The 19,744-nt window shown below is 70.9% G+C and carries 19 protein-coding genes; 11 read left to right on the top strand and 8 right to left on the bottom strand.

What is annotated here, in order from left to right; genetic code table 11:
* Nucleotides 1–37 precede the first annotated feature (37 nt).
* The 6 genes from QE416_RS02310 to QE416_RS02285 all read left to right on the top strand — a co-directional run bounded on the left by QE416_RS02310 (nucleotide 38) and on the right by QE416_RS02285 (nucleotide 6,799).
* Nucleotides 38–247 (top strand): hypothetical protein, encoded by a 210-nt coding sequence (locus QE416_RS02310; protein WP_103205833.1) that lies wholly within the window; start codon nucleotides 38–40, stop codon nucleotides 245–247.
* 1 nt (nucleotide 248) lies between these two features.
* On the top strand, nucleotides 249–566 hold the full coding sequence (locus QE416_RS02305; protein WP_210073061.1) for a hypothetical protein: 318 nt from the start codon (nucleotides 249–251) through the stop codon (nucleotides 564–566).
* Nucleotides 567–684: 118 nt separating this feature from the next.
* The gene (locus QE416_RS02300; RefSeq protein ID WP_267788082.1) at nucleotides 685–1,839 is read left to right on the top strand and encodes an exonuclease SbcCD subunit D; all 1,155 of its coding nucleotides are present in this window, start codon (nucleotides 685–687) and stop codon (nucleotides 1,837–1,839) included.
* Complete coding sequence (locus QE416_RS02295; protein WP_307313126.1) at nucleotides 1,836–4,928, top strand: SMC family ATPase; 3,093 nt, start codon at nucleotides 1,836–1,838, stop codon at nucleotides 4,926–4,928. The genes QE416_RS02300 and QE416_RS02295 overlap by 4 nt, the downstream gene beginning before the upstream one ends.
* Nucleotides 4,929–5,032: 104 nt before the next feature.
* On the top strand, nucleotides 5,033–5,215 hold the full coding sequence (locus QE416_RS02290) for a hypothetical protein (RefSeq protein ID WP_210073067.1): 183 nt from the start codon (nucleotides 5,033–5,035) through the stop codon (nucleotides 5,213–5,215).
* Nucleotides 5,216–5,296: 81 nt separating this feature from the next.
* The gene (locus QE416_RS02285) at nucleotides 5,297–6,799 is read left to right on the top strand and encodes an MFS transporter (protein ID WP_373458831.1); all 1,503 of its coding nucleotides are present in this window, start codon (nucleotides 5,297–5,299) and stop codon (nucleotides 6,797–6,799) included.
* A 24-nt stretch (nucleotides 6,800–6,823) separates the two neighbouring features.
* On the opposite strand, the gene QE416_RS02280 is transcribed toward QE416_RS02285, so the two are convergent.
* The 4 genes from QE416_RS02280 to QE416_RS02265 form a co-directional block, all read right to left on the bottom strand.
* Nucleotides 6,824–7,381 carry a nucleoside phosphorylase gene (locus QE416_RS02280; protein WP_307313121.1) on the bottom strand — a complete coding sequence of 186 codons (558 nt, stop codon included), beginning with the start codon at nucleotides 7,379–7,381 and terminating at the stop codon, nucleotides 6,824–6,826.
* A gap of 165 nt (nucleotides 7,382–7,546) precedes the next feature.
* Entirely contained in the window at nucleotides 7,547–8,491 is a 945-nt protein-coding gene (locus QE416_RS02275) for an aldo/keto reductase (RefSeq protein ID WP_307313120.1), read from the bottom strand.
* A gap of 75 nt (nucleotides 8,492–8,566) precedes the next feature.
* Entirely contained in the window at nucleotides 8,567–8,710 is a 144-nt protein-coding gene (locus QE416_RS02270; RefSeq protein ID WP_210073073.1) for a hypothetical protein, read from the bottom strand.
* Nucleotides 8,707–8,904 carry a hypothetical protein gene (locus tag QE416_RS02265; protein WP_210073075.1) on the bottom strand — a complete coding sequence of 66 codons (198 nt, stop codon included), beginning with the start codon at nucleotides 8,902–8,904 and terminating at the stop codon, nucleotides 8,707–8,709. Before QE416_RS02265 ends, QE416_RS02270 begins: the two co-directional genes overlap by 4 nt.
* A 100-nt stretch (nucleotides 8,905–9,004) precedes the next feature.
* Here QE416_RS02265 and QE416_RS02260 point away from each other — a divergent pair, with 100 nt between their 5' ends.
* A complete protein-coding gene (locus tag QE416_RS02260; protein ID WP_267788071.1) occupies nucleotides 9,005–9,502 on the top strand; it encodes a DUF427 domain-containing protein in 498 nt (165 codons plus the stop codon).
* 45 nt (nucleotides 9,503–9,547) lie between these two features.
* Here QE416_RS02260 and QE416_RS02255 read toward each other — a convergent pair whose 3' ends face one another.
* Entirely contained in the window at nucleotides 9,548–11,608 is a 2,061-nt protein-coding gene (locus QE416_RS02255; RefSeq protein WP_267788069.1) for an NAD(+) synthase, read from the bottom strand.
* A gap of 108 nt (nucleotides 11,609–11,716) precedes the next feature.
* On the opposite strand from QE416_RS02255, the gene QE416_RS02250 reads away from it, so the two are divergent.
* Nucleotides 11,717–15,265: a bifunctional RecB family nuclease/DEAD/DEAH box helicase gene (locus QE416_RS02250; RefSeq protein ID WP_307313119.1), complete on the top strand. Its 3,549-nt coding sequence runs from the start codon at nucleotides 11,717–11,719 to the stop codon at nucleotides 15,263–15,265.
* Here QE416_RS02250 and upp read toward each other — a convergent pair.
* Nucleotides 15,250–15,882, bottom strand: a complete 633-nt coding sequence (gene upp, locus QE416_RS02245) for a uracil phosphoribosyltransferase (RefSeq protein WP_267788065.1) — start codon at nucleotides 15,880–15,882, stop codon at nucleotides 15,250–15,252. The genes QE416_RS02250 and upp overlap by 16 nt on opposite strands.
* An 87-nt stretch (nucleotides 15,883–15,969) precedes the next feature.
* Between upp and tadA the strand changes: the two genes are divergently transcribed.
* Nucleotides 15,970–16,401 (top strand): tRNA adenosine(34) deaminase TadA, encoded by a 432-nt coding sequence (gene tadA, locus QE416_RS02240; protein ID WP_267789348.1) that lies wholly within the window; start codon nucleotides 15,970–15,972, stop codon nucleotides 16,399–16,401.
* Between the two features lie 4 nt (nucleotides 16,402–16,405).
* Here tadA and QE416_RS02235 read toward each other — a convergent pair whose 3' ends face one another.
* Nucleotides 16,406–17,335: an LLM class F420-dependent oxidoreductase gene (locus tag QE416_RS02235; protein WP_307313116.1), complete on the bottom strand. Its 930-nt coding sequence runs from the start codon at nucleotides 17,333–17,335 to the stop codon at nucleotides 16,406–16,408.
* 35 nt (nucleotides 17,336–17,370) lie between these two features.
* The gene (locus QE416_RS02230) at nucleotides 17,371–18,483 is read right to left on the bottom strand and encodes an alpha/beta fold hydrolase (RefSeq protein ID WP_210073090.1); all 1,113 of its coding nucleotides are present in this window, start codon (nucleotides 18,481–18,483) and stop codon (nucleotides 17,371–17,373) included.
* Nucleotides 18,484–18,605: 122 nt separating this feature from the next.
* Between QE416_RS02230 and proC the strand changes: the two genes are divergently transcribed.
* Both proC and QE416_RS02220 read left to right on the top strand, forming a co-directional pair.
* Complete coding sequence (gene proC, locus QE416_RS02225) at nucleotides 18,606–19,451, top strand: pyrroline-5-carboxylate reductase (RefSeq protein ID WP_210073092.1); 846 nt, start codon at nucleotides 18,606–18,608, stop codon at nucleotides 19,449–19,451.
* 2 nt (nucleotides 19,452–19,453) lie between these two features.
* Nucleotides 19,454–19,741 carry a DUF1905 domain-containing protein gene (locus tag QE416_RS02220; protein ID WP_307313111.1) on the top strand — a complete coding sequence of 96 codons (288 nt, stop codon included), beginning with the start codon at nucleotides 19,454–19,456 and terminating at the stop codon, nucleotides 19,739–19,741.
* Nucleotides 19,742–19,744: the final 3 nt, after the last annotated feature.

Below are 19,744 nucleotides of genomic sequence, written 5' to 3'. Positions count from 1 at the left end.
CGGTGAGACGAAGCTGTATCCGGAGAAAGGGGAAGTCATGACAGACGACCGCGACCTGCCCGAGGGCGTCATCGACGCCGACCCCGCCGGTGGCTGGGAGAGCGGCGCCGTCGCAGACGGCGAGACCGCAGAACAGAACGAGCACGCGAAGGGCTCGCCGCGACTGAACGACGCGGAGCCCTCGGACCCCATCGAGGGGGATGCCGCCAGCCAGGGCATCGACCCCGATCTGAGCACGGAGGACTGACATGTCGGATGACACCCGGGCGCCCCAGCCCAGCAGCGGCCCCGACGGCGGCGCCGACGCGGCGGACTCGGTGGGCGGCGCTGTCCACCAGGACCGCAAGCTCTCGCACCCCGATGAGCAGTCGGAACCGGCGATGGACATGCATGCGACCGACGACACCGCCCGTATCCAGGGCGTCGTCGTGCAGACGCGTGCCGACGTCGGAGACAAGAGCGAGGAGCGGATCGCCGACGTGCTGCGCCAGCGCTTCCTCGACATCGGTCTCGACCTGGGCGACGACCGTATCCGGGCCCTGGCCGCCGAGGTCGCCGGCTCCTGATCCAGCGGTAGCGCCTCACCCCGGGAACACCCGGCGGTGAGGCGTTTTCGCGTCTGCGGGGAGAGTGGTCGGGCGTTTGCTGCGAGCCGATGTCGGAGGGGCGACGTACCGTGTCTGCATGCGGATCCTGCACACCTCCGACTGGCACATCGGGCGCTCCTTCCACGGGCACTCGACGCTCGACGCACTGGGCAGCGTCCTCGAAGCCCTCGTCACGCAGGTCCGCGAGCACGCGGTCGACGTGGTGATCGTCGCGGGCGATGTCTTCGACTCCGCCGCCCCCTCCGCGGCCTGCTACCCGGTCCTCTCTTCCACCTTGGCGGCGCTCGCCGATGCCGGCGCACGGGTCGTCGTCACGAGCGGCAACCACGATTCCGCCGCCCGCCTCGGTTTCCAGTCCGCTCTCCTTCGGAAGGAGATCACGGTCGTCACCGATCCGCGTTCCGTCGGCACCCCGGTGACCGTCGACGACGAGCACGGTCCCGTTCACATCTACGGCATCCCGTACCTCGAGCCCGCCATCGTGCGCCATCTCTGGGACGGCGTCGAGCTGCGCAGCCAGGCGCAGACGATGCAGCACGCACTCGACCTCGTCCGCGCCGACCTCGGCGAACGCGGCGGGCGCTCGGTGGTCGCGGCGCACTGCTTCGCCGCGGGGGTCGATGCCACCCCGGGAGTCGAACGAGAGATCCGACAGGGCGGCCTCGACGTCGTCCCGCTCCCCGCGTTCGACGGGCCCGACTACGTCGCCCTCGGCCACATCCACGGTCGTCAGCAGTTGTCCGATCGCGTCCGTTATGCCGGCGCCCCGGTGCACTACAGCTTCGGCGAGGCAGGAAAACCCCGTGGTTCGTGGCTCGTCGACCTCGACGCCGAGGGGCTGGCCGACGTGACCTGGCTCGATCTGCCGGTGCCCCGTCCGCTCGTGACGCTTCGCGCCCGCCTCGACGAGCTGCTCACCGACGAGAGCTTCGCAGGCCACGACGAGCACTGGGTGCGCGCCGAGTACACCGATTCCACGCCTCAGCCCGATCCGATGCGGCGACTGCAGTCGCGCTTCCCCTGGTGCGCGACGGTGGTCCATCTGCCCGCCGAGACGCAAGCCGACGACGGCGCCGGGTACGCGCGACGTGTGCGCGCCGCACGCGACGACGCGGAGATCGTCGAGACGTTCCTCGCTCACGTCCGTGAAGGAGAGGGGGCGTCCGAAGCCGAACGTGCGCTCATCCGCGACGTGCTCGACGCGCGGTCCGTCGCGGAGGCGAACGCATGAAGCTCCACAGCCTCGTCCTCGAAGGGTTCGGTCCGTTCCTCGAGGCGCAGACGGTCGACTTCGACGCGTTCACGCCAGACGGCATCTTCCTCATCACGGGACGCACGGGCGCCGGCAAATCGAGCGTGCTCGACGGTGTCTGCTACGCCCTCTACGGAGGCGTGCCGCGATACGACGGCGCCGACCGCCGGTTGCGCAGCGACCATTGCGGACCCGACGACCCCACGCGCGTCACGCTCGAGTTCAGCGCGGAGGGGGAGCGGTGGCGCATCACCCGCTCGCCCGAGTTCGAACGTCCGAAACGGCGCGGTGGCGGGACGACGAAAGAACCGCACCGCGCCCTCCTCGAGATCCTCGCCCCCGAGGGCTGGACCGGCGTGGCCGCACGGCCCGTCGACGTCGCCGCGCGCCTCGACGAGATCCTGGGCCTGACCCAGCAGCAGTTCCTGCAGGTCATCCTGCTGGCGCAGAACCGGTTCGCCCGATTCCTGCTCGCCAAGAACGACGAGCGCCTGAGCCTGCTGCGAACGCTCTTCGGTACGCGCTCCTTCGAGCAGTACGCGGCGAACCTCGAAGAGCGTCGCAAGAGCGCGGCGCAACGTCTCGCTGCCGAGGGCGTCGAGGTGGCGACGCTCCTCGACGAGGCGGAGCGTCTTGCCGGTGAACTCGAGCCCGAAGACGACCTCGTCGCCGCCGAGATCGCCGAGACCCCGGCAGGTGCACCCGTCAGCGTGAGCGAACGGCTCGCCCGCGTCGTTCGAGCCGTGGAACGCGCCGACTATCGCGTCGAGACCGCCGCGCGAGAGCGTGACGACAGCGATGCGCGACTCGATCGGGCCTTGGCCGCTCAGCGGGAAGCGGCCACGCTCCACGAACGCCAGCAGGACCGATCGCGACTGCGGGACCGTCTGGCGGTTCTCGAGGCGGACGAGCCGCGCATCACCGCCGCGCGCGAAGAATCGCGCTGCGCGGCCGAAGCCGAGACGATGCGGGCCGCGATCGATGCGGCCGAGATCGCACGGAAGGCGCTCGCCTCCGCCCTGGACGCCGCCGACACGGCGAAAGAGAAGGCGGGGCGGCTCGCGGAACCGCGTAGCGCGGACGCCGCCGTCGAACCCTCGACGGACACGATGGCAGGCCCCGTCCCTTCCGGCGGAGCCGCCCTCGATCGGGCCGTTCTCGTCGCCCGCGACGACGAGCTCACCGCGCTGCTCGCGCGGGGACAGTCCGCCCTGAACGCCGAAGCCGAGCTCGACGTCCTCGAGGCGGAGCTCGATCGGCTCACGACCCTGGTCGCCCGGACCGCCACCGATCGCGATGCCCTCGTCGAGGGCCGAGCGGAGGTTCCCGAGGCCCTGCGTGCTCTCGACGAGCGCCTCGAGCAGCTCGCCGGCGCCGAGACCCGCATGGCCACCGCGACGAGCGCGCGTGACGACCTGGTTCGCCGCGTGCAGGCCGCGCGCCGTGCGGCGCAGCTGCAAGACGAACGCGATCAGGCCGATCTCGCATCCCTGGTGCGCGCCGACGAGGTACAGCGCGCCGTCGAGTCGTGGACCAGCCTCCTGCGTCGCCGACTCCAAGGCGCGGCCGTCGAGCTGGCCCATGACCTCGTCGACGGAGAGCCGTGCGCCGTGTGCGGTGCACGGGAACACCCCGCTCCCGCTCGCGGCGACGAAGAGCCCGTGACCGATGACGAGATCACCGCCGCAGAGGACCGCAAGAACGCGGCGGTCGAGCAGGACCGACTCGCCTCCGACGCGGCTCGCGTCGCGCGTGACGCTCACGCTCTCGCCGCGGCCCTCGCGGGCGGAGAAAGCGTCGAAGCCCTCGAGGAGAGGTTCGCTCAGACCGATGCGGCGCTCGCGGCGGCCTCGGCCGAGGTCGCCGAGCGCGAGAGCCTCCGGGCGGAACGGGCGCGCGTGGCCGACCTCGATGCGGCGGTCGCCTCGCGTATCGACGCTCTCGCGAGCAGGCTCGCGAGCACGCAACAGGATCTCGCTCTGGCCGAGCAGAGGGTGACGGGTCTTCGTAGCGAGGTGGCCGCCGCGCGGGGAGACTTCGACAGCGTGACCGCGCGCCAGCGCGATCTGCGTTCCCGGCGAGATGCGGTGCGCGAATTGGTCGCGGCAAGAGACGCGGTCGAGGCGGCGACCGCGCACGAGCTCGAGGCGGCGGATACCGTCGCGTCGCGCGTGAGAGAGAGCTCCTTCGCCGACGTCGACGCCGTGGTCCGGGCGCTCCGGCCGGCAGCCGATCGCCGTCGCCTCGATACCGCCATCGCCGAACACGATGCGGCGAGTGCCTCGATTCGCCAGCGGCTGCTCGAGCTCGAGCTCCTTCTGGTCGATGCCCCCGATGAGCCCGTCGACCCCGCTCCGTACGTCGAGGCCGTCGCCCGGGCCCGTGAGGTCGTCCAGCGCACCACCGCTGCGCACGCGTCCGCTCGAGCTCTTGCGGAGCGGCTGAGAGGGCTCGCCCAGCGCGCCGACGACGCGCACGCGGCTGTGGCGGCGCTTTCCGACGAGCACGCCGTGATCGCTCGACTTGCCGATACCGTCGCCGGGCGTGCGCCGAACACACGTCGCATGACCCTCGAGACCTTCGTGCTCGCCGCCGAGCTCGAAGAGATCGTCGCCGCTGCCAATCTCCGTCTCGATCACATGTCATCCGGTCGCTACCGTCTGCAGCACAGCGACGCGCTGGCAGCCCGCGGTGCGGCGAGCGGACTGGGACTCGAGGTGGTCGACGCATTCACGGGCCAGAGCCGACCCCCGCAATCGCTGTCGGGTGGCGAGACGTTCCTCACCTCCTTGGCCCTGGCCCTCGGCCTCGCCGAGGTCGTGACGGCGCGAGCGGGCGGCATCCGACTCGACACGCTCTTCATCGACGAAGGCTTCGGCTCGCTCGACGACGACACGCTCGATCTCGCCATGCGCACCCTCGACGAGTTGCGGCAGGGCGGCCGGACCGTCGGGGTGATCAGCCATGTTGCGGCGATGAAAGACCAGCTCCCCGCGCAGCTCCATGTCGCGGCCACGCCGCGTGGGCCGAGCGTGATCCGGCAGGACGCCCCGGCGCTGATCGGCTGACGCCGAGATCGGGACTCGAACCCGCGTCCGCTCGGATGGTGCGGGATCGCGGGGCACGGCGCCCCGCCGGGCGGTTCAACAGGCTCCCGCTCTAGGCTGGGCTCATGCGCAAGAGCACCCTGTGGACCATCCTCGGCGTCGTCGTCGCCGTGATCATCGCGTGGGTGCTCGTGAACATCCTGTTCTCGCTCATCGCGTTCGTCTTCCGCTTGATCGCCGTCGCGGTCGTCGCATTCATCGTGTTCCTCGTGCTGCGGGCGGTCTTCGCCCGCAGAGACGTCGACTGACGCGTTCGGTCGCGGGAGCCGCGGCGCCCCGCGGCGCAAGCCCGGAGGCGGTGTCCGAGACCCGGAGTACCGTCGGCAGCGATGACTCCTCCTCCCTCCGCGTCCACGGATTCCGCCCATCCCCCCACACGTGACATCGTGCTGTCGCAGAAGCACCGGTGGCGTGCCTACTGGGTGGCGGTCGCTGTCGCCGCGCTCACGATCCTCGACCTCACGAAGGTCAACGTCGCGCTCCCGTCCATCGAAGCGGCGCTGAACGCCGGACCCACCGAGCTGCAGCTCGTGGTGTCGGGCTACATCCTCACCTTCGGTCTGGTGCTGGTCCCGGCCGGGCGCCTGGGAGACCTCCGGTCGCGGCGCATGCTCTTCCTCGTCGGCCTCTCGCTGTTCCTGGTCACGAGCCTCGCGTGCGCCCTCGCGCCGAACACGACCGTGCTCCTCGTCGCGCGCTTGCTGCAGGGCGTTGCGGCCGGCATCCAGATGCCTCAGGTTCTCGGTCTCGTGCAGCAGCTGTTCCAGGGCAAGGAGCGCGGCCGCGCCTTCGGTCTGTTCGGTGCGACGATCGGCATCGCGACGGCCTTCGGCCCCACCCTGGGCGGTCTGCTCATCGCCCTGGGCGGAGACACCGACGGCTGGCGGCTCATCTTTTGGATCAACGTCCCGCTCGTGGCGATCGTCATCGCGCTGGCGGCGTGGCTGCTGCCCGACACCCGAACCAGGTCCCACCGCAAGCTCGATCTCGATCCGGTCGGCGTCGCGCTCTTCGCGTTGACGATCCTGTCGTTGATGTGGCCGTTCCTGTTCACCACGGGGAGCCCCGATGACAACCCGCACCGTTGGTGGTTCCTGGTGGCGTCCGTGATCTTCGCCGCGGGGTTCGTGTTCTGGGAACGTCGATACGGGGAGCGGGGACGGATGCCGCTCATACCCTTCGCGATCTTCTCGCTCTCGTCTTATCGCAACGGTGTGCTCATCTCGACCGCCTACTTCTCCGCGATCCCCGCCATGTTCCTCTTGGGAACGCTCTTCCTCCAGGGAGGCCTGGGCCTGGAGCCCGTGTTCGCCGGTATGGTCACGATCGGTTTCGCCGTGGCATCCGCGTGGAGTTCGTGGATCGGCGGCAACCTCGTCACTCGCCTGGGGCGTCCGCTCGTGGTCTGGGGAATCGTGGGCATGGTGGCGACGGCGGGCGGGCTCGTGCTCGTCGCGCTCTTCACGCCGCCCGGATGGACACCCTGGGCGATGGCGGCGGTGATGACCTTCGGTGGCTTCGCCGGCGGTCTCGTCATCTCGCCCAATCAGACGCTCACCCTCGCCGACATCCCGGTCAAGAGCGGCGGCGTCGCGGGATCCGTGGGTCAACTGGGCCAGCGCATCGGCACGGCCGTCGGCACGGCGATCGCCCTCGCCCTGTTCTACGCGACGGTCTACCGCGAGCAGGGGAGCGTCGATGACGCGGCGGTGCTGTACCACGACGCCTACGCGTCGGGGATGATCACGGTGGGCATCTTCCTCGCGCTCGCGCTCGTCGTCGGCGTCACCGATCTCGCGGGGCGGGCGCGGTCGGGGTCGCAGACGCCCTAGGCGCGTGCGATCCCCGGGGCGGAATCAGACGCCGTAGCGGGCGCGGATCTCCGCGCGCAGCTCGTGGCTGCACCGCTCCACGACGTCGTCCCACAGCTCGGTGGCGCCGTCCTGCGCGCGATCCGACACGGCGCGCAGGATGCGGATGGGCACGCCGAACTGGCGGGCGACCCAGATGAGCGCGTACGACTCCATGTCGACCAGGCGGGCACCGAGACCGCGAATGAGGCGCACGGCCTCCGCATCGTCGACGAAGTGGTCGCCGGTCGCGATGACGACGCCCTCGGACCCGGTCTCGACACGGGAGGGCAGCGACACATGCTCTCCGAAGGTGCCGTCCAGGCCCTTCACGTCGTGCTGGATCGCAGCCGCGATGTCGTAGATGCCGCCCTCGACGTCGTCATCGATCTCTCCCGCCGTGCCGACGACGACGATCTCGTCGTAGTCGCCCTCGCAGAGCGCACGCGTCAGCGCGTAAGCCGCGGGAATCTTGCCCACCCCGGTGAGCAGACGATCGAAACCGGGGATCTCCGCCTCGAAGGCGGTGAGTTCGGACGCATGGGCGGCGACGAGGAGCTTCACGTCCTCATTTTCGCCCACGGCGGGTGTCGGCGTAGCGAGTCCCATCGCGAGGAACGCCCGCCGTAGGGGGAACACGCTGCGCGCGGATCCCGGTACGGCGGGCGTTCCTCGGTCGAGGGGGCGAAGGCGTGGGCTGTGCCCGCGCATCCCCCCCCCGCGCCCTGCTCAGCCCTGGGCGGGCTCGGACACGGCCGAGAGGTGCGCGATCTCGTCGGCCGTCAGCTCGAGAGAGGCGCTGGCGAGGAGGTCGGCGACCTGCTCCACCTTCGAGGCGCTCGCGATGGGAGCGGCAACGCTCGGCTGGGCCCGCAGCCAGGCCAGGGCGGTGGTGGCGATGGAGGCGCCGTGCGCATCGCCGACCTCTTCGAGCGCGTCGATCAGCGCCAGTCCGGCCGGAGTGGCCAGCTTCGCGGCGCCTTCCGCCCGAGGCGAGGTGCCGGTGGCATCCGACGAACGGTACTTGCCGGTGAGGAATCCGCTCGCGAGCGCGTAGTACGGAACGAGCGACATGCCGTACCGCTCGGCCACGGGCACGATCTCGCTCTCGACATCGGTGCGGTGCACGAGGTTGTAGTGAGGCTGAACGGCGACCGGGAGATCTGCTCCGGAGGCCTCGGCGAGCGAGATCCATTCGCCGATGCGCGCCGCGGTGTAGTTCGACACCGCCACGTAGCGCACGAGCCCGTCGCTGACGAGGTCGGCGAAGCCGGCGACGGTCTCTTCGAGGGGCGTCTCGGCGTCATCGAAGTGGGCGTAGTAGAGGTCGATGGTGTCGATTCCGAGGCGCTTCAGCGAGGCTTCCGCCGCGGCTCGGATGTTCTTCGCGCCCAGTCCGCGGAACTCGGGGTGCTGGCTGACCTTGGTGGCCACCACGACGTTCTCGGGCTTGCGGGAGGCGAGCCACTCGCCGATGAGGGTCTCACTCTCGCCGCCCGAGTTGCCGGGCATCCAGGCGCTGTAGGCATCGGCGGTGTCGATGAAATTGCCACCCCCGGCATGGAAGGAGTCGAGCACCGCGAACGAGGTGTCTCGGTCGGCGGTCCAGCCGAAGACGTTGCCGCCCAGTGAGAGGGGGAGGATGTCGAGGTCGCTGCGTCCGATACGCGTCATGATGCCCTTCCTGTCGAAATCGGTGACAGGGAGGTCAACGATCGTCGTCGGAGGGCATTCCCACGACGCGCGGGTTCAGCTGCCTCCGGAGAGGATGCCGATCAGCCCGCTGACGAGGAGCCACAGGCCGATGCCGGCGCCGGCGATCCAGATGACGACGGTGCCCGCGGGGTACTTCTTCTTCCCGTCGGGGCCGCCCGGGGTCTCGGGAGCGCTCACGAGCGCACCATCGTGATGATCGAGACGATGAGCACGGCGAGACCTCCGATGACGGCGATGGCGGCGATGACGGGCCCTCCGCCGGCGAGGTAGGCGGCGACGCCCAGGGCGAGGAAGAGCACGGCCAGCACGATGCCGACGATCTGGTAGACGCGATAGCGCCGCCCGACCGGCGTCGTCCTGTGTTCGCTCACTGTTCCCCCTCGACTTCCAGGCTACCGAAAACCTGTGCGCTTCCTGAGCCGGTATCCGGGGAATCGCCCGAGTGTCCAGATCGCGGCGTAGCGTGGGCGCATGCCGCGCCCCGTACCCGACCCCGTCCGCCCCGGTCAGGAATCCGTGTGGGACTACCCTCGGCCCCCGCGGCTGGAGCGCGTCCGCAAGCGCGTGCAGATCGACTTCGGCGGCGTGCGCATCGCCGACACCGACGACGTCGTCCGGGTGCTCGAGACCAGTCATCCGCCCGTGTACTACGTGCCGATCGCCGCGTTCGGCGATGCCCTCACCCTCGGAGAAGGCGCCTCGTTCTGCGAGTTCAAAGGCGGCGCCCGGTACTTCGACGTGCACGGGGGAGGGGGAGCGGTTGCGCCGCGCGCCGCCTGGAACTACCCGCACCCCATGCCGGGGTACGAGCTGCTCGAGGACCGCGTGGCCGTCTACGCGGGCCCCATGGACCGCGTCGTTCTCGGCGGCGAGACGGTGAAACCGCAGCCCGGCGGGTTCTACGGCGGCTGGGTCACGAGCGACCTCGCGGGGCCGTTCAAGGGCGTCCCCGGTTCGATGGGCTGGTAGTCCGCGTCGCCAGGGCCGGGGCGTGCCCCGAGCGGATGCCGTGGCTCAGTCGCCGCGGAAGGCCTGCGGCACCGCCGCGTGCAGGTCGGCGAGCCACGCGCGAGCGTTGCCGTCGGAGGGGGCGCGCCAGTCTCCGCGCGGAGAGAGCGAACCGGCGGGCGACACCTTCGGCCCGTTCGGGATCGCGGTGCGCTTGAACTGCGCGAACCCGAAGAAGCGCTTCAGGAACACCTCGAGCCATCTCGCCACGGTGACGAGGTCGTACGCCGGGCGCTCTTCTTCGGGGTAGCCGGGCGGCCAGGCGCCGGCATCCGGATCATTCCAGGCGTGCGCCGCGAGGAAGGCGATCTTCGACGGCCGGAACCCGAAGCGCAGGACGTGGTACAGCGTGAAATCGTGCAGGTTGTAGGGGCCGATGCGGTCCTCGGTGGACTGCATGCGGCCGTCCTGCCCCGCGGGCACCAGCTCGGGGCTGATCTCGGTGTCGAGCACGGCCTGCAGCACCTGGACCGTGTCGTCGCTGAGCTCTCCCGAGGAGATCACCCAGCGGATGAGGTGCTGGATGAGGGTCTTCGGCACCCCGGGGTTCACCGAGTAGTGGCTCATCTGATCGCCCACGCCGTAGGTGGACCACCCGAGCGCGATCTCGGACAGGTCGCCGGTGCCGACGACGATCCCGTCGTTCTGGTTCGCGAGACGGAAGAGGTAGTCGGTGCGCAGCCCCGCCTGCACGTTCTCGAAGGTGACGTCGTGCACGGGTCGTCCCGCGGCGAAGGGGTGTCCCATGCGCGAGAGCATCTCGGTCGCCGCGGGGCGGATGTCGATCTCTTCGATCGAGGCGCCGACGGCCTCCGCCAGGGCGATCGCGTTGCGCTTGGTCTTCTCGCTCGTCGCGAAGCCGGGGAGCGTGTAGGTGAGGATGTCGCTACGCGGACGCCCCATCCGGTCCATGGCGCGCGCGATGACGAGAAGGGCGTGCGTGGAGTCGAGTCCGCCGCTCACCCCGAGCACCGGCCGCGGGTTGCCGATGGCCTGCAGGCGCTGGACGAGCCCCGACACCTGGATGTTGAAGGCCTCGTAGCAGTCCTGCGCGAGGCGAGCGGGGTCGTCGGGGACGAACGGGAAGCGGTCGACGGCACGGCGCAGACCGAGATCGGTCGCCGGTGGAGCGAGCTCGAACGGCACCGTGCGGAATGCGGGGGCCGTGGTGCGGCGGTTGTCGTCGAACGTGCCCTGGCGCAGGCGATCCTGACGGAGCCGGTCGAGATCGACGTCGGCGACGCTGCGCCGCGGCCCGTCGGGGAAGCGCTCGGTCGTGTCGAGCAGCTGGCCGCTCTCGTAGATCATGGTCTGGCCGTCCCAAGAGACGTCGTTGGTCGACTCGCCCTGGCCCGCGGCCGCGTAGGCGTAGACGGCGAGGCACCGCATCGACTGCGATTGCGAGAGCAGGTTGCGGTCGTCGGCGCGCCCGATCGTGATGGGGCTGCCCGAGAGGTTCGCGAGCACCGTGGCCCCGGCCAGTGCCGCCCCCGATGACGGCGGGATCGGAACCCAGACGTCTTCGCACACCTCGGCGTGCAGGGTCAGACCGGGCACGTCGACCGCATCGAACAGAAGGTCGGGCCCGAACGGCACCGTCTGGCCCGCGACGCGGATGTGCTGCCCGGCCTGGTCGTCGCCGCGGGCGTACCAGCGGTGCTCGTAGAACTCGCGGTACGTGGGCAGGTACGCCTTCGGGGCGACGCCGAGCACCCGGCCCCGGTGGATCACGACCGCGCAATTGAACAGGCGGTTGCCCTGGCGCAGCGGCGCGCCCACCAGCAGCACCGGAAGGAGGTCTGCGGATGCCAGGAGCAGGCGCTCGAGGGCGGTCTCGACGGCGTCGAGCAGGGGATCCTGCATGACGAGGTCGTCGATCGCATAGCCGGTCAGGCACAGCTCGGGGAAGACCGCGACGGCGACCCCCTCGGCGTCGCAGGCGCGCGCCGATTGGAGCACGGCGTCGGCGTTCGTGGCGGGGTCGGCGACCGCGACGGGGATCGTGCACGCGGCGACGCGCGCGAACCCGTGCCGGTACACGTTCTCGAACGGCAGATCGGTGATCACCCCCTCAGTCTGTCAGCACCCTCCGACGGTGGGCAGTCCGGTTGCGAGAGCGACCTCCCCGTGGACGGTCGGCGGCCGATGTCGGCGGCCCCGGTTAGCGTGAACACCATGCGGTACATCGAGCAAGACGGGCGGATCGTCTGGAGCGCCAGCGACCTCAAGGCGGCGGCCGAGTGCGAATTCGCGTGGCTGCGCGCGATCGACGCCAAGATCGGACGCACCGCCCCCGTCGACGACCCCGAAGACGCCACCCTCGAGCGCGCGGCGCGGCTGGGTACGGCACACGAGCTGCGCGTGCTCGACGACGACCGCGCCCGCTTCGGCTCGGCGGTGCGCGAGATCCCCGCGGCGCGACCATCCGACGCCGAGGCGCTCGCCGAAGCCGTGCGCCTGACCGACGAGGCCCTCGCCGACCCGTCCATCGAGGTGGTCTATCAGGCCGCGTTCGCCACCGAGGAATTCGTCGGGTTCGCCGACTTCCTCGTGCGCGAGCCCGAGGCGTCGTCCGATGGAACACGCCGATGGATCGTGCAAGACACCAAGCTGGCGCGCCGCGCGCGCGTGACGGCGCTCATGCAGCTCGCCGCCTATGTCGATCAGCTCGATCGTCTCGGCGTGCCGCGCTCCGACGAGGTGCAGCTGCTGCTCGGCGACGGGTCGACGAGCACGCATCGCGTCGACGATCTGCTCCCGGTCTTCGGCCTCCGCCGCGAGCGCCTGCGCGCCCTGATCGCCGACCGCCGTGTCGACCTCGGTACCGCCGGACCCGTGATCGCCTGGGGCGACCCGCGCGGCGATCTCGGGGTCATCGCGTGCGGCCGATGCGCCACGTGCGAGCTCGAGGTCGTTGCCCACCGCGACCTTCTGCTCGTCGCGGGCATGCGGCCCGTCCAGCGCGACCGGTTGCGGGCGGGCGGCACCGAGACGATCGATCAGTTGGCGGTCGCGCCCGCGCCGCCCGCGGCCATGAGCGTCGACACCTTCGTCTCATTGCGCACGCAGGCGCGCCTGCAGCTCGAGAGCCCGGCCGGCATCCCGGGCGCCGACCAGCCCGCCCACGCGGTGCCCACGTTCGAGATCGTCGCGCCCAAGTCGCTGGGCGTGCTCCCGCGGCCCGACCACGGCGACCTCTTCTTCGACTTCGAGGGCGACCCGCTGTACACCGAGGGCGTCGGCGAGCACTGGGGCATCGACTACCTCTTCGGGTGGGTCGACACCCGCGAGGTCTACGGAGCGCTCTGGGCGCACACCTTCGACGAAGAGCGAGCCGCCCTCGAGCGTTTCCTCGACATGGTCGCGCTGCGACGCCAGCGGCACCCGGGCATGCACATCTACCACTACGCCCCCTACGAGCCGACACACCTGCTCACGATGGCCGCCCGCTACGGCGTCCGCGAGGCCGACGTGGATCGGCTCCTGCGCGACGGCGTCTTCGTCGACCTCTACCCGGTCGTGCGTCGAGCGCTGCGGGTGGGGTCGCGCTCGTACTCGATCAAGAAGCTCGAGCCCCTGTACATGGGCGACGACGTGCGTACGAGCGACGTGCAGCGCGGCGACGACTCGATCGTGAAGTACGTCGAGGCCCGCGCGCTCGCTGCCGACGGCGATGCGGTCGCGGCGCAGCGCGTGCTCGACGACCTGGCCGACTACAACCGCTACGACTGCGTCTCGACGCGGCGCCTGCGCGACTGGCTCGTCGATCGCGCGCGCGAGTCGGGGGCTGTCCCCGCGCGCGGAGCCGAGCCCGACGAGCAGGCCTACGAGCCGTCGCCCCGCGCGACGGCCCTTCAGCGCTGGGCGGGCGATGCGGCGGAACCCGACGCGACCGCACTCCGTCTCGCCGCGGCCGCGATCGACTACTACCCGCGCGAAGAGAAGACCTACTGGGCCACGCACTTCCTGCGTCTGCGCGAGCCGCTCTCGGTTTGGGAAGAGACCCGTGACGTCGTCGTGGTCGACGCGGCACGCTCGCGCGTCGTCGCCGATTGGCACTTCCCCGAGTCGGGCCGCGGATCGGAGCGCCGTCTCGTCGAGCTCCGCGGCGAGGTCGCACCCGGCACGCGCGTGAGCGTGGACGGCGAGCCCTTCGCGGTCTACGACCTTCCCGCGCCCTTCCCGCTCGAGACGCGCCCCCGATGGATCCACGGTGCGCGCCGAGTGACGGTGCGCGAAGTGCTCGACGACGGAGCGATCGTCGAAGAGACCGCCGTCGACGGCGCGACCTGGCGCGACCTGCCGCTCGCCCTCACCCCGCCCGCACCCCCGCGCGCCGGGAATCAGCAGAAAGCGATCGACGCATGGGCCGACGGAGTCCTCGCCGCCGCCCCCGGGATCCCCGACGGCGCGGCCGCCGACATCCTGCGTCGCGTCCCGCCGCGCACGCTGTCGGGGGCACTCTCCCCGGTCACGAGCGTCGACGGCGCGACCGGCGACGACGAGGTCACCGCCATCGCGCGCAGCGTCGCCGACCTCGACCACAGCTATCTCGCCGTCCAAGGCCCTCCCGGCACGGGCAAGACCTACGTGGGCTCGCACGTCATCGCGCGCCTCGTCGCCGAGCGCGGCTACCGCATCGGGGTCGTGGCGCAATCCCACGCGACCATCGAGCACATGCTCGATCAGGTCATCGCGGCCGGGGTGCCGGCATCCCGAGTCGGGAAGGCGCCGAAAGATCCGAGTGCCCCGCACGCTTTCACGGTGCTGCCCAAGAACGGCGTGGCGTCGTTCACCGCCGAGAACGCCTCCACCGGCTTCGTCGTCGGGGGGACCGCCTGGGATTTCAGCCACGAGGCTCGTATCCCGCGCGGGAGCCTCGATCTGCTCGTGATCGACGAGGCGGGGCAGTTCTCGCTCGCCTCCACCATCGCGGTGTCGCTCGCGGCGCAGCGTCTCCTGCTGCTGGGCGACCCGCAGCAGCTGCCGCAGGTCAGTCAGGGTACGCACCCCGAACCCGTCGACACCTCGGCCCTGGGGTGGATCATCGACGGTGCCGAGGTGGTGCCGGACGAGTTCGGCTACTTCCTTGCGCGCACGCGCCGTATGCACCCCGCCGTCGCCGAGCCGGTCTCACGGCTGTCGTACGAGGGGCGTCTCGCCTCGCACCCCTCCACCGCTCTGCGCCGTCTCGACGGCGTCGACCCCGGCGTCCACCCTCGTCCCGTGCGGCACCGCGGCAACTCGACGTTCTCGAACGAAGAGGCCGCTGAGGTCGCGCGCCTGGTGTCCGAACTCGTGGGGCGCGAGTGGACGGGCGCCGAGGGGGGAGCGGGGGACTCCGCCGTCGTGCATGCTCCCCGGTCGCTGCGAGCCGACGACATCATCGTCATCACCCCCTACAACGCACAACAGGTCGCCGTCGAAGAGGCCCTGGCCGCCGCGGGCTTCGCCGACGTCCCGGTCGGGACGGTCGACCGTTTCCAGGGCAAAGAAGCGGTCGTCGCGATCCTGACCCTCGCCGCGTCGTCGGGCCGGGAGGCTCCGCGCGGCCTGGAGTTCCTGCTGCTGCGCAATCGCATCAACGTCGCGATCTCACGCGCGATGCAGGCCGCCTACGTGGTGTACTCGCCCGCTCTGCTCGACGATCTCCCGCGGACCCCCGAAGGGGTCGCGCGGCTCAGCGGGTTCGCTCGATTGGTGGGCGCTCAGGCCGTGCCGTAGAGACGGTCGCCGGCGTCACCGAGACCGGGCACGATGTAGCCCTTCTCGTTGAGGCGCTCGTCGACGGCGCCGAGCACGAGAGTGACGTCGTGGCCCTCGACCTGCTTCTCGATCGCCGCAACGCCCTCGGGCGCGCCCAGCAGGCAGATCGCGGTGACGTCCTGCGCGCCACGCGCGAACAGGAACTTGATGGCCGCGCCGAGCGAGCCGCCGGTGGCGAGCATCGGGTCGAGCACGAAGCACTGGCGGTCGCTGAGGTCGTCGGGCAGGCGCTCGGCGTAGGTCGTCGGCTCGAAGGTCTCTTCGTCGCGGACCATGCCGAGGAATCCGACCTCGGCGGTGGGCAGGAGCTTCACCATGCCCTCGAGCATGCCGAGGCCGGCGCGCAGGATGGGCACCACGATCGGCCGGGGCTCACTGATTCTCACACCCATCGTCTTGGTGACCGGGGTCTGGATCTCGATCGGGTCGACGCGCACGTTGCGGGTCGCCTCATACGCGAGGAGCGTCACGAGCTCCTCGGTGAGCTGGCGGAACACCGGCGACGACGTCTGCACGTCACGCAGCACCGTGAGCTTGTGGGTGATGAGCGGGTGGTCGGCGACGTGGACACGCATAGGCTCAAGGCTAACCGTTTCCCCCGCACCCCACCGCCGTCGATTCTCGGAGCTCCCGTGACGCCCACCGCCGCAGACCTCGCCGCGATGCGGCGGGCCTTCGAGCTCGCCGACGCCGCCGAAGTCGACGGCGACGTCCCGGTGGGAGCCGTCGTCGTCGACTCCACCGGCCGGATCATCGGCGAGGGTCGCAACCTCCGCGAGGCCACGGGCGACCCCACCGCGCACGCCGAGGTCGTGGCGCTGCGCGAGGCCGCCCGTAACCGAAGTTCGTGGCACCTGGCGGAGTGCACGCTCGTGGTCACCCTCGAGCCGTGCGTGATGTGCGCGGGGGCGATCCTGCAGGCGCGCGTCGAGCGCGTCGTCTTCGGGTCGTGGGATGCCAAGGCGGGAGCCGCGGGATCCATGTACGACGTCCTGCGCGATCGGCGTCTTCCCCACCGCGTCGAGGTGGTCGGCGGGGTCGACGAGGAGCGGGCCGCCGCACAGCTCCGGGCGTTCTTCGAGAACCGCCGCTGAGTGCTCAGCGCGGGAGGAGCGGCAGGACCTCGGCGCCGATCTGATCGGCGTGATCGACGTCGCGCAAGTCCATGAGCTGGAAGTAGACCCGCTCCGCGCCGAGGGCCCGCAGCCTTTCCACCTTCTCGGCGACCTGCTCGGGTGTGCCGACGATGTTCGTACCGTCGTCGAACTCCGCGCGCGTGCGGCCGATCGCCTGAGCGCGCCGCTCGATCGCGGCCTCGTCCGAGCCGACGATGGTCGGCAGCGCGACCGAGAGCTTCAGCGTCCGCGGGTCGCGGCCGATCGTCTCGCACGCGGCGCGGACGACGGCGAACTTTTCGGCCACGACGTCTTCCGCGACGAAGCCGATGTTGAACTCCGTGGCGTACTTCGCGGCGAGAGCGGGGGTGCGCTTCGGGCCGCCGCCGCCCACGATCACCGGCACCGGCGACTGCACCGGCTTCGGCAGCGCGGGCGCTTCGTCGAGCGCGTAGTGCTCTCCGCGGAACGAGAAGGTGTCGGCATCCGGAGTCGACCAGAGACCCGTGACGACCTCGAGCTGTTCTTCGAGCAGGTCGAAGCGCTTCGCCGGGAAGGGGATGCCATAGGCCGCGTGCTCGCGCTCGAACCAGCCCGTGCCGAGGCCCAGCTCGACGCGTCCGCCCGACATGGCGTCGACCTGTGCGACCTGGATCGCGAGGATCGCGGGGACGCGGTACGTCACCGACGACACGAGCGTGCCCAGGCGGATGCGAGAGGTCTCGCGCGCGAGGCCGGCGAGGGTCGTCCACGCGTCGGTGGGGCCCGGTCGGGGATCGCCCGGGCCCATGCGCAGGTAGTGGTCCGAGCGGAAGAAGCCGTCGAGGCCGTGCTGTTCCGCCGAGCGCGCGAAAGCGAGTTGATCGTCGTAGGAGAAGCCCTGCTGGGGCTCGGTGAACAGGCAGTACTCCACGGGGGCCTCCGGGGGACGGGCGAGTCGGGGACGGGTCAGTCGGCCGAGCGCAGGATGATCGCCTCGGTCGGCGGCGCCGGATCGGCGGGCCGACCGACGTAGCCGATGTGCGTCAGCAGCGCTCGGCGGAACTGCGCCGGGCGCTCGAGGTGCACGGAGTGTCCGGCCCCCTCGACGGGGACCTCGGTGACCTCGCCGCCCTTGTCCGCGTAGGCGGAGAGCACGTCGCGCGTCTGGGAGACCATCGGCTGTGCGGGGGCGACATCGGCGCCGGGCCAGTCGGGGACCACTCCGAGCGCGCCCAGGTGGTTGACGTCCGAGAACGAGGCGTCCGAGACGATCGCGTCGGCGGTGCCGTAGATCCACAGGATCGCGGGCTTGTCTTCGAGGTCGACGATGCCCGAGACGTCGAAGTACTTCGGCGCCAGCGCGTTGAGCACGCCGGTCGTGCCGGGGGCGAAGCCCGGCCAGGTCGAGGTGACGACCGAGTCGCCCGGGTAGTTGCCGGTGGCCGTGGAGGTCGACAGCATCGCTTCCACCCACACGTCCTCGTGCTCGCTCCGGTAGCCCGCGGCGACGTAGCCGGAGCGGAACACCGCGCGCGGCGAGGTCGGGGCCTCGTCGGTGGTGTCGTGGTCGATGAGTCGCTGGACGAAGTCGGGGTTCGCCGCCCCCGCACCGGCGCCGGCGTCCTCATCGTTCAGACGAGATCCGTCACGCCGCGTGCCGCCGAAGCCGTAGGGGGAGATGGGCGACTGCAGCGTGAGAGAGAGAACGGGGTGATCGAGCGCGTACTGCAGCACGACGGCCCCGCCCATCGACCAGCCGACGAGATGAGCGGAGGCGATGCCGAGGGCTTCGAGCGTCGCGTGGAGATCGTCGCTGAAGTCGCGGACGCCGCGGGTGGCGTCGATGGGGCTGTGCTCGGTGCGACCGAAGCCGCGCAGGTCGACGGCGACGACGCGCAGCTCGCTCGGCAGGTCCTGCATGATCTCCTGCCAGAGCAGCGAGGAGGCGACGTTGCCGTGCACGAAGACGACCGTGTGCTCGGGGGCGGTGGCGGGGTCGTCGCCGACGCGCTCGAGCACGTTCACCCCCAGCCGGTCGGTCTCGACCAGGCGCGCGGTGATGCCGTCGAAGAGAGTCATCGCTAGTCCTCCGTATCGCTCGCCGGTGCTCCGGCACACCGTTTCCCGACTCTAACGCGCGCCCCTCTCGGTCGCACTCAGACTCACCCCGCCGCGAGAGTCCGGTTCGTAGACTGGCTCGCATGACGGATGCCACGACCTCGCTGCCCCCGATCGCGATCCTCGGAGCCGGCTCCATGGGAGGCGCGATCCTCCGCGGCCTCGTCGCGGCCGGACTCACCGGGGGAGGGGTGACGGCGACCAACCGTTCGATCGCGAAGGCCGCCGAACTCGCCGACCTCGACGGGGTGACCAGCGTCGCCCTCGAGGCGAATCCGGCGGGAAACACCGACGCCGTCGCCGCCGCCGACATCGTGCTGGTGGGAGTCAAGCCCGCGATGGTGCCCGACCTGCTCGACGAGATCGCCCCGCATCTGCGCCCCGGCGCGATCGTGGTGAGCCTCGCCGCGGGCGTCACGCTCGACACGTTCGCCGCTCGTCTCGGCGAGGGCGTCGCCACCCTGCGCTCGATGCCGAACACCCCCTCGCTGGTCGGAAAGGGAGTCACCGGCCTCGCCGCCGGACCCGCGGCCTCCGCCGCCGACATCGCCGTCGTCCGGGCGCTCTTCGAGACCGTGGGCTCGGTCCTGGAGGTCCCCGAGTCGCAGATCGATGCCCTCTCGACCATCTCGGGCTCCGGTCCCGCCTACGTCTTCCTCCTCGTCGAGGACTTCACCCGGGCCGCCGTGCGGATGGGCTTCGACGACGACCAGGCGCGCCTGCTCGCGGAGCAGACCTTCATCGGGGCCGCAGCTCTCATGGCATCCGCCGATGTCGATCCCGCCGAGCTGCGTCGCCGCGTCACCAGCCCGAAGGGCACCACCGAGCGCGCCGTGGCCGTCCTGCAGGACGCCCGACTCGACGACGCCTTCACCACCGCCGCCGAAGCCGCCCTCGCCCGCGCGAAAGAACTGGCCGCCGGGAGCTGACCGTGCACCTGCGGTTCACCGGGACGATCTGGTACTGGCGCGGCCCCGCGCCGTTCCACTTCGTCTCGGTGCCCGAAGCCGAGGCCGCGATGATCGCCGAGATCGCCCCCGTCGTGACTTACGGGTGGGGGATGATCCCGGCATCCGTGACGATCGGCCGCACCACCGCGACCATCGCGCTCTGGCCGAAGGACGGCGGTTACGTCGTGCCGGTCAAGAAAGCACTTCAGGATGCCGAGGGGCTCGCCGTCGACGACGAGGTCGAGGTCGCGCTCGACATCGACGCCTGAGGC

Source organism: Microbacterium sp. SORGH_AS_0421 (assembly GCF_030818635.1).
Lineage (GTDB): Bacteria > Actinomycetota > Actinomycetes > Actinomycetales > Microbacteriaceae > Microbacterium.
The sequence above is the reverse complement of the archived record's forward strand: the minus strand, read 5'-3'. Positions and strand labels throughout refer to the sequence as shown.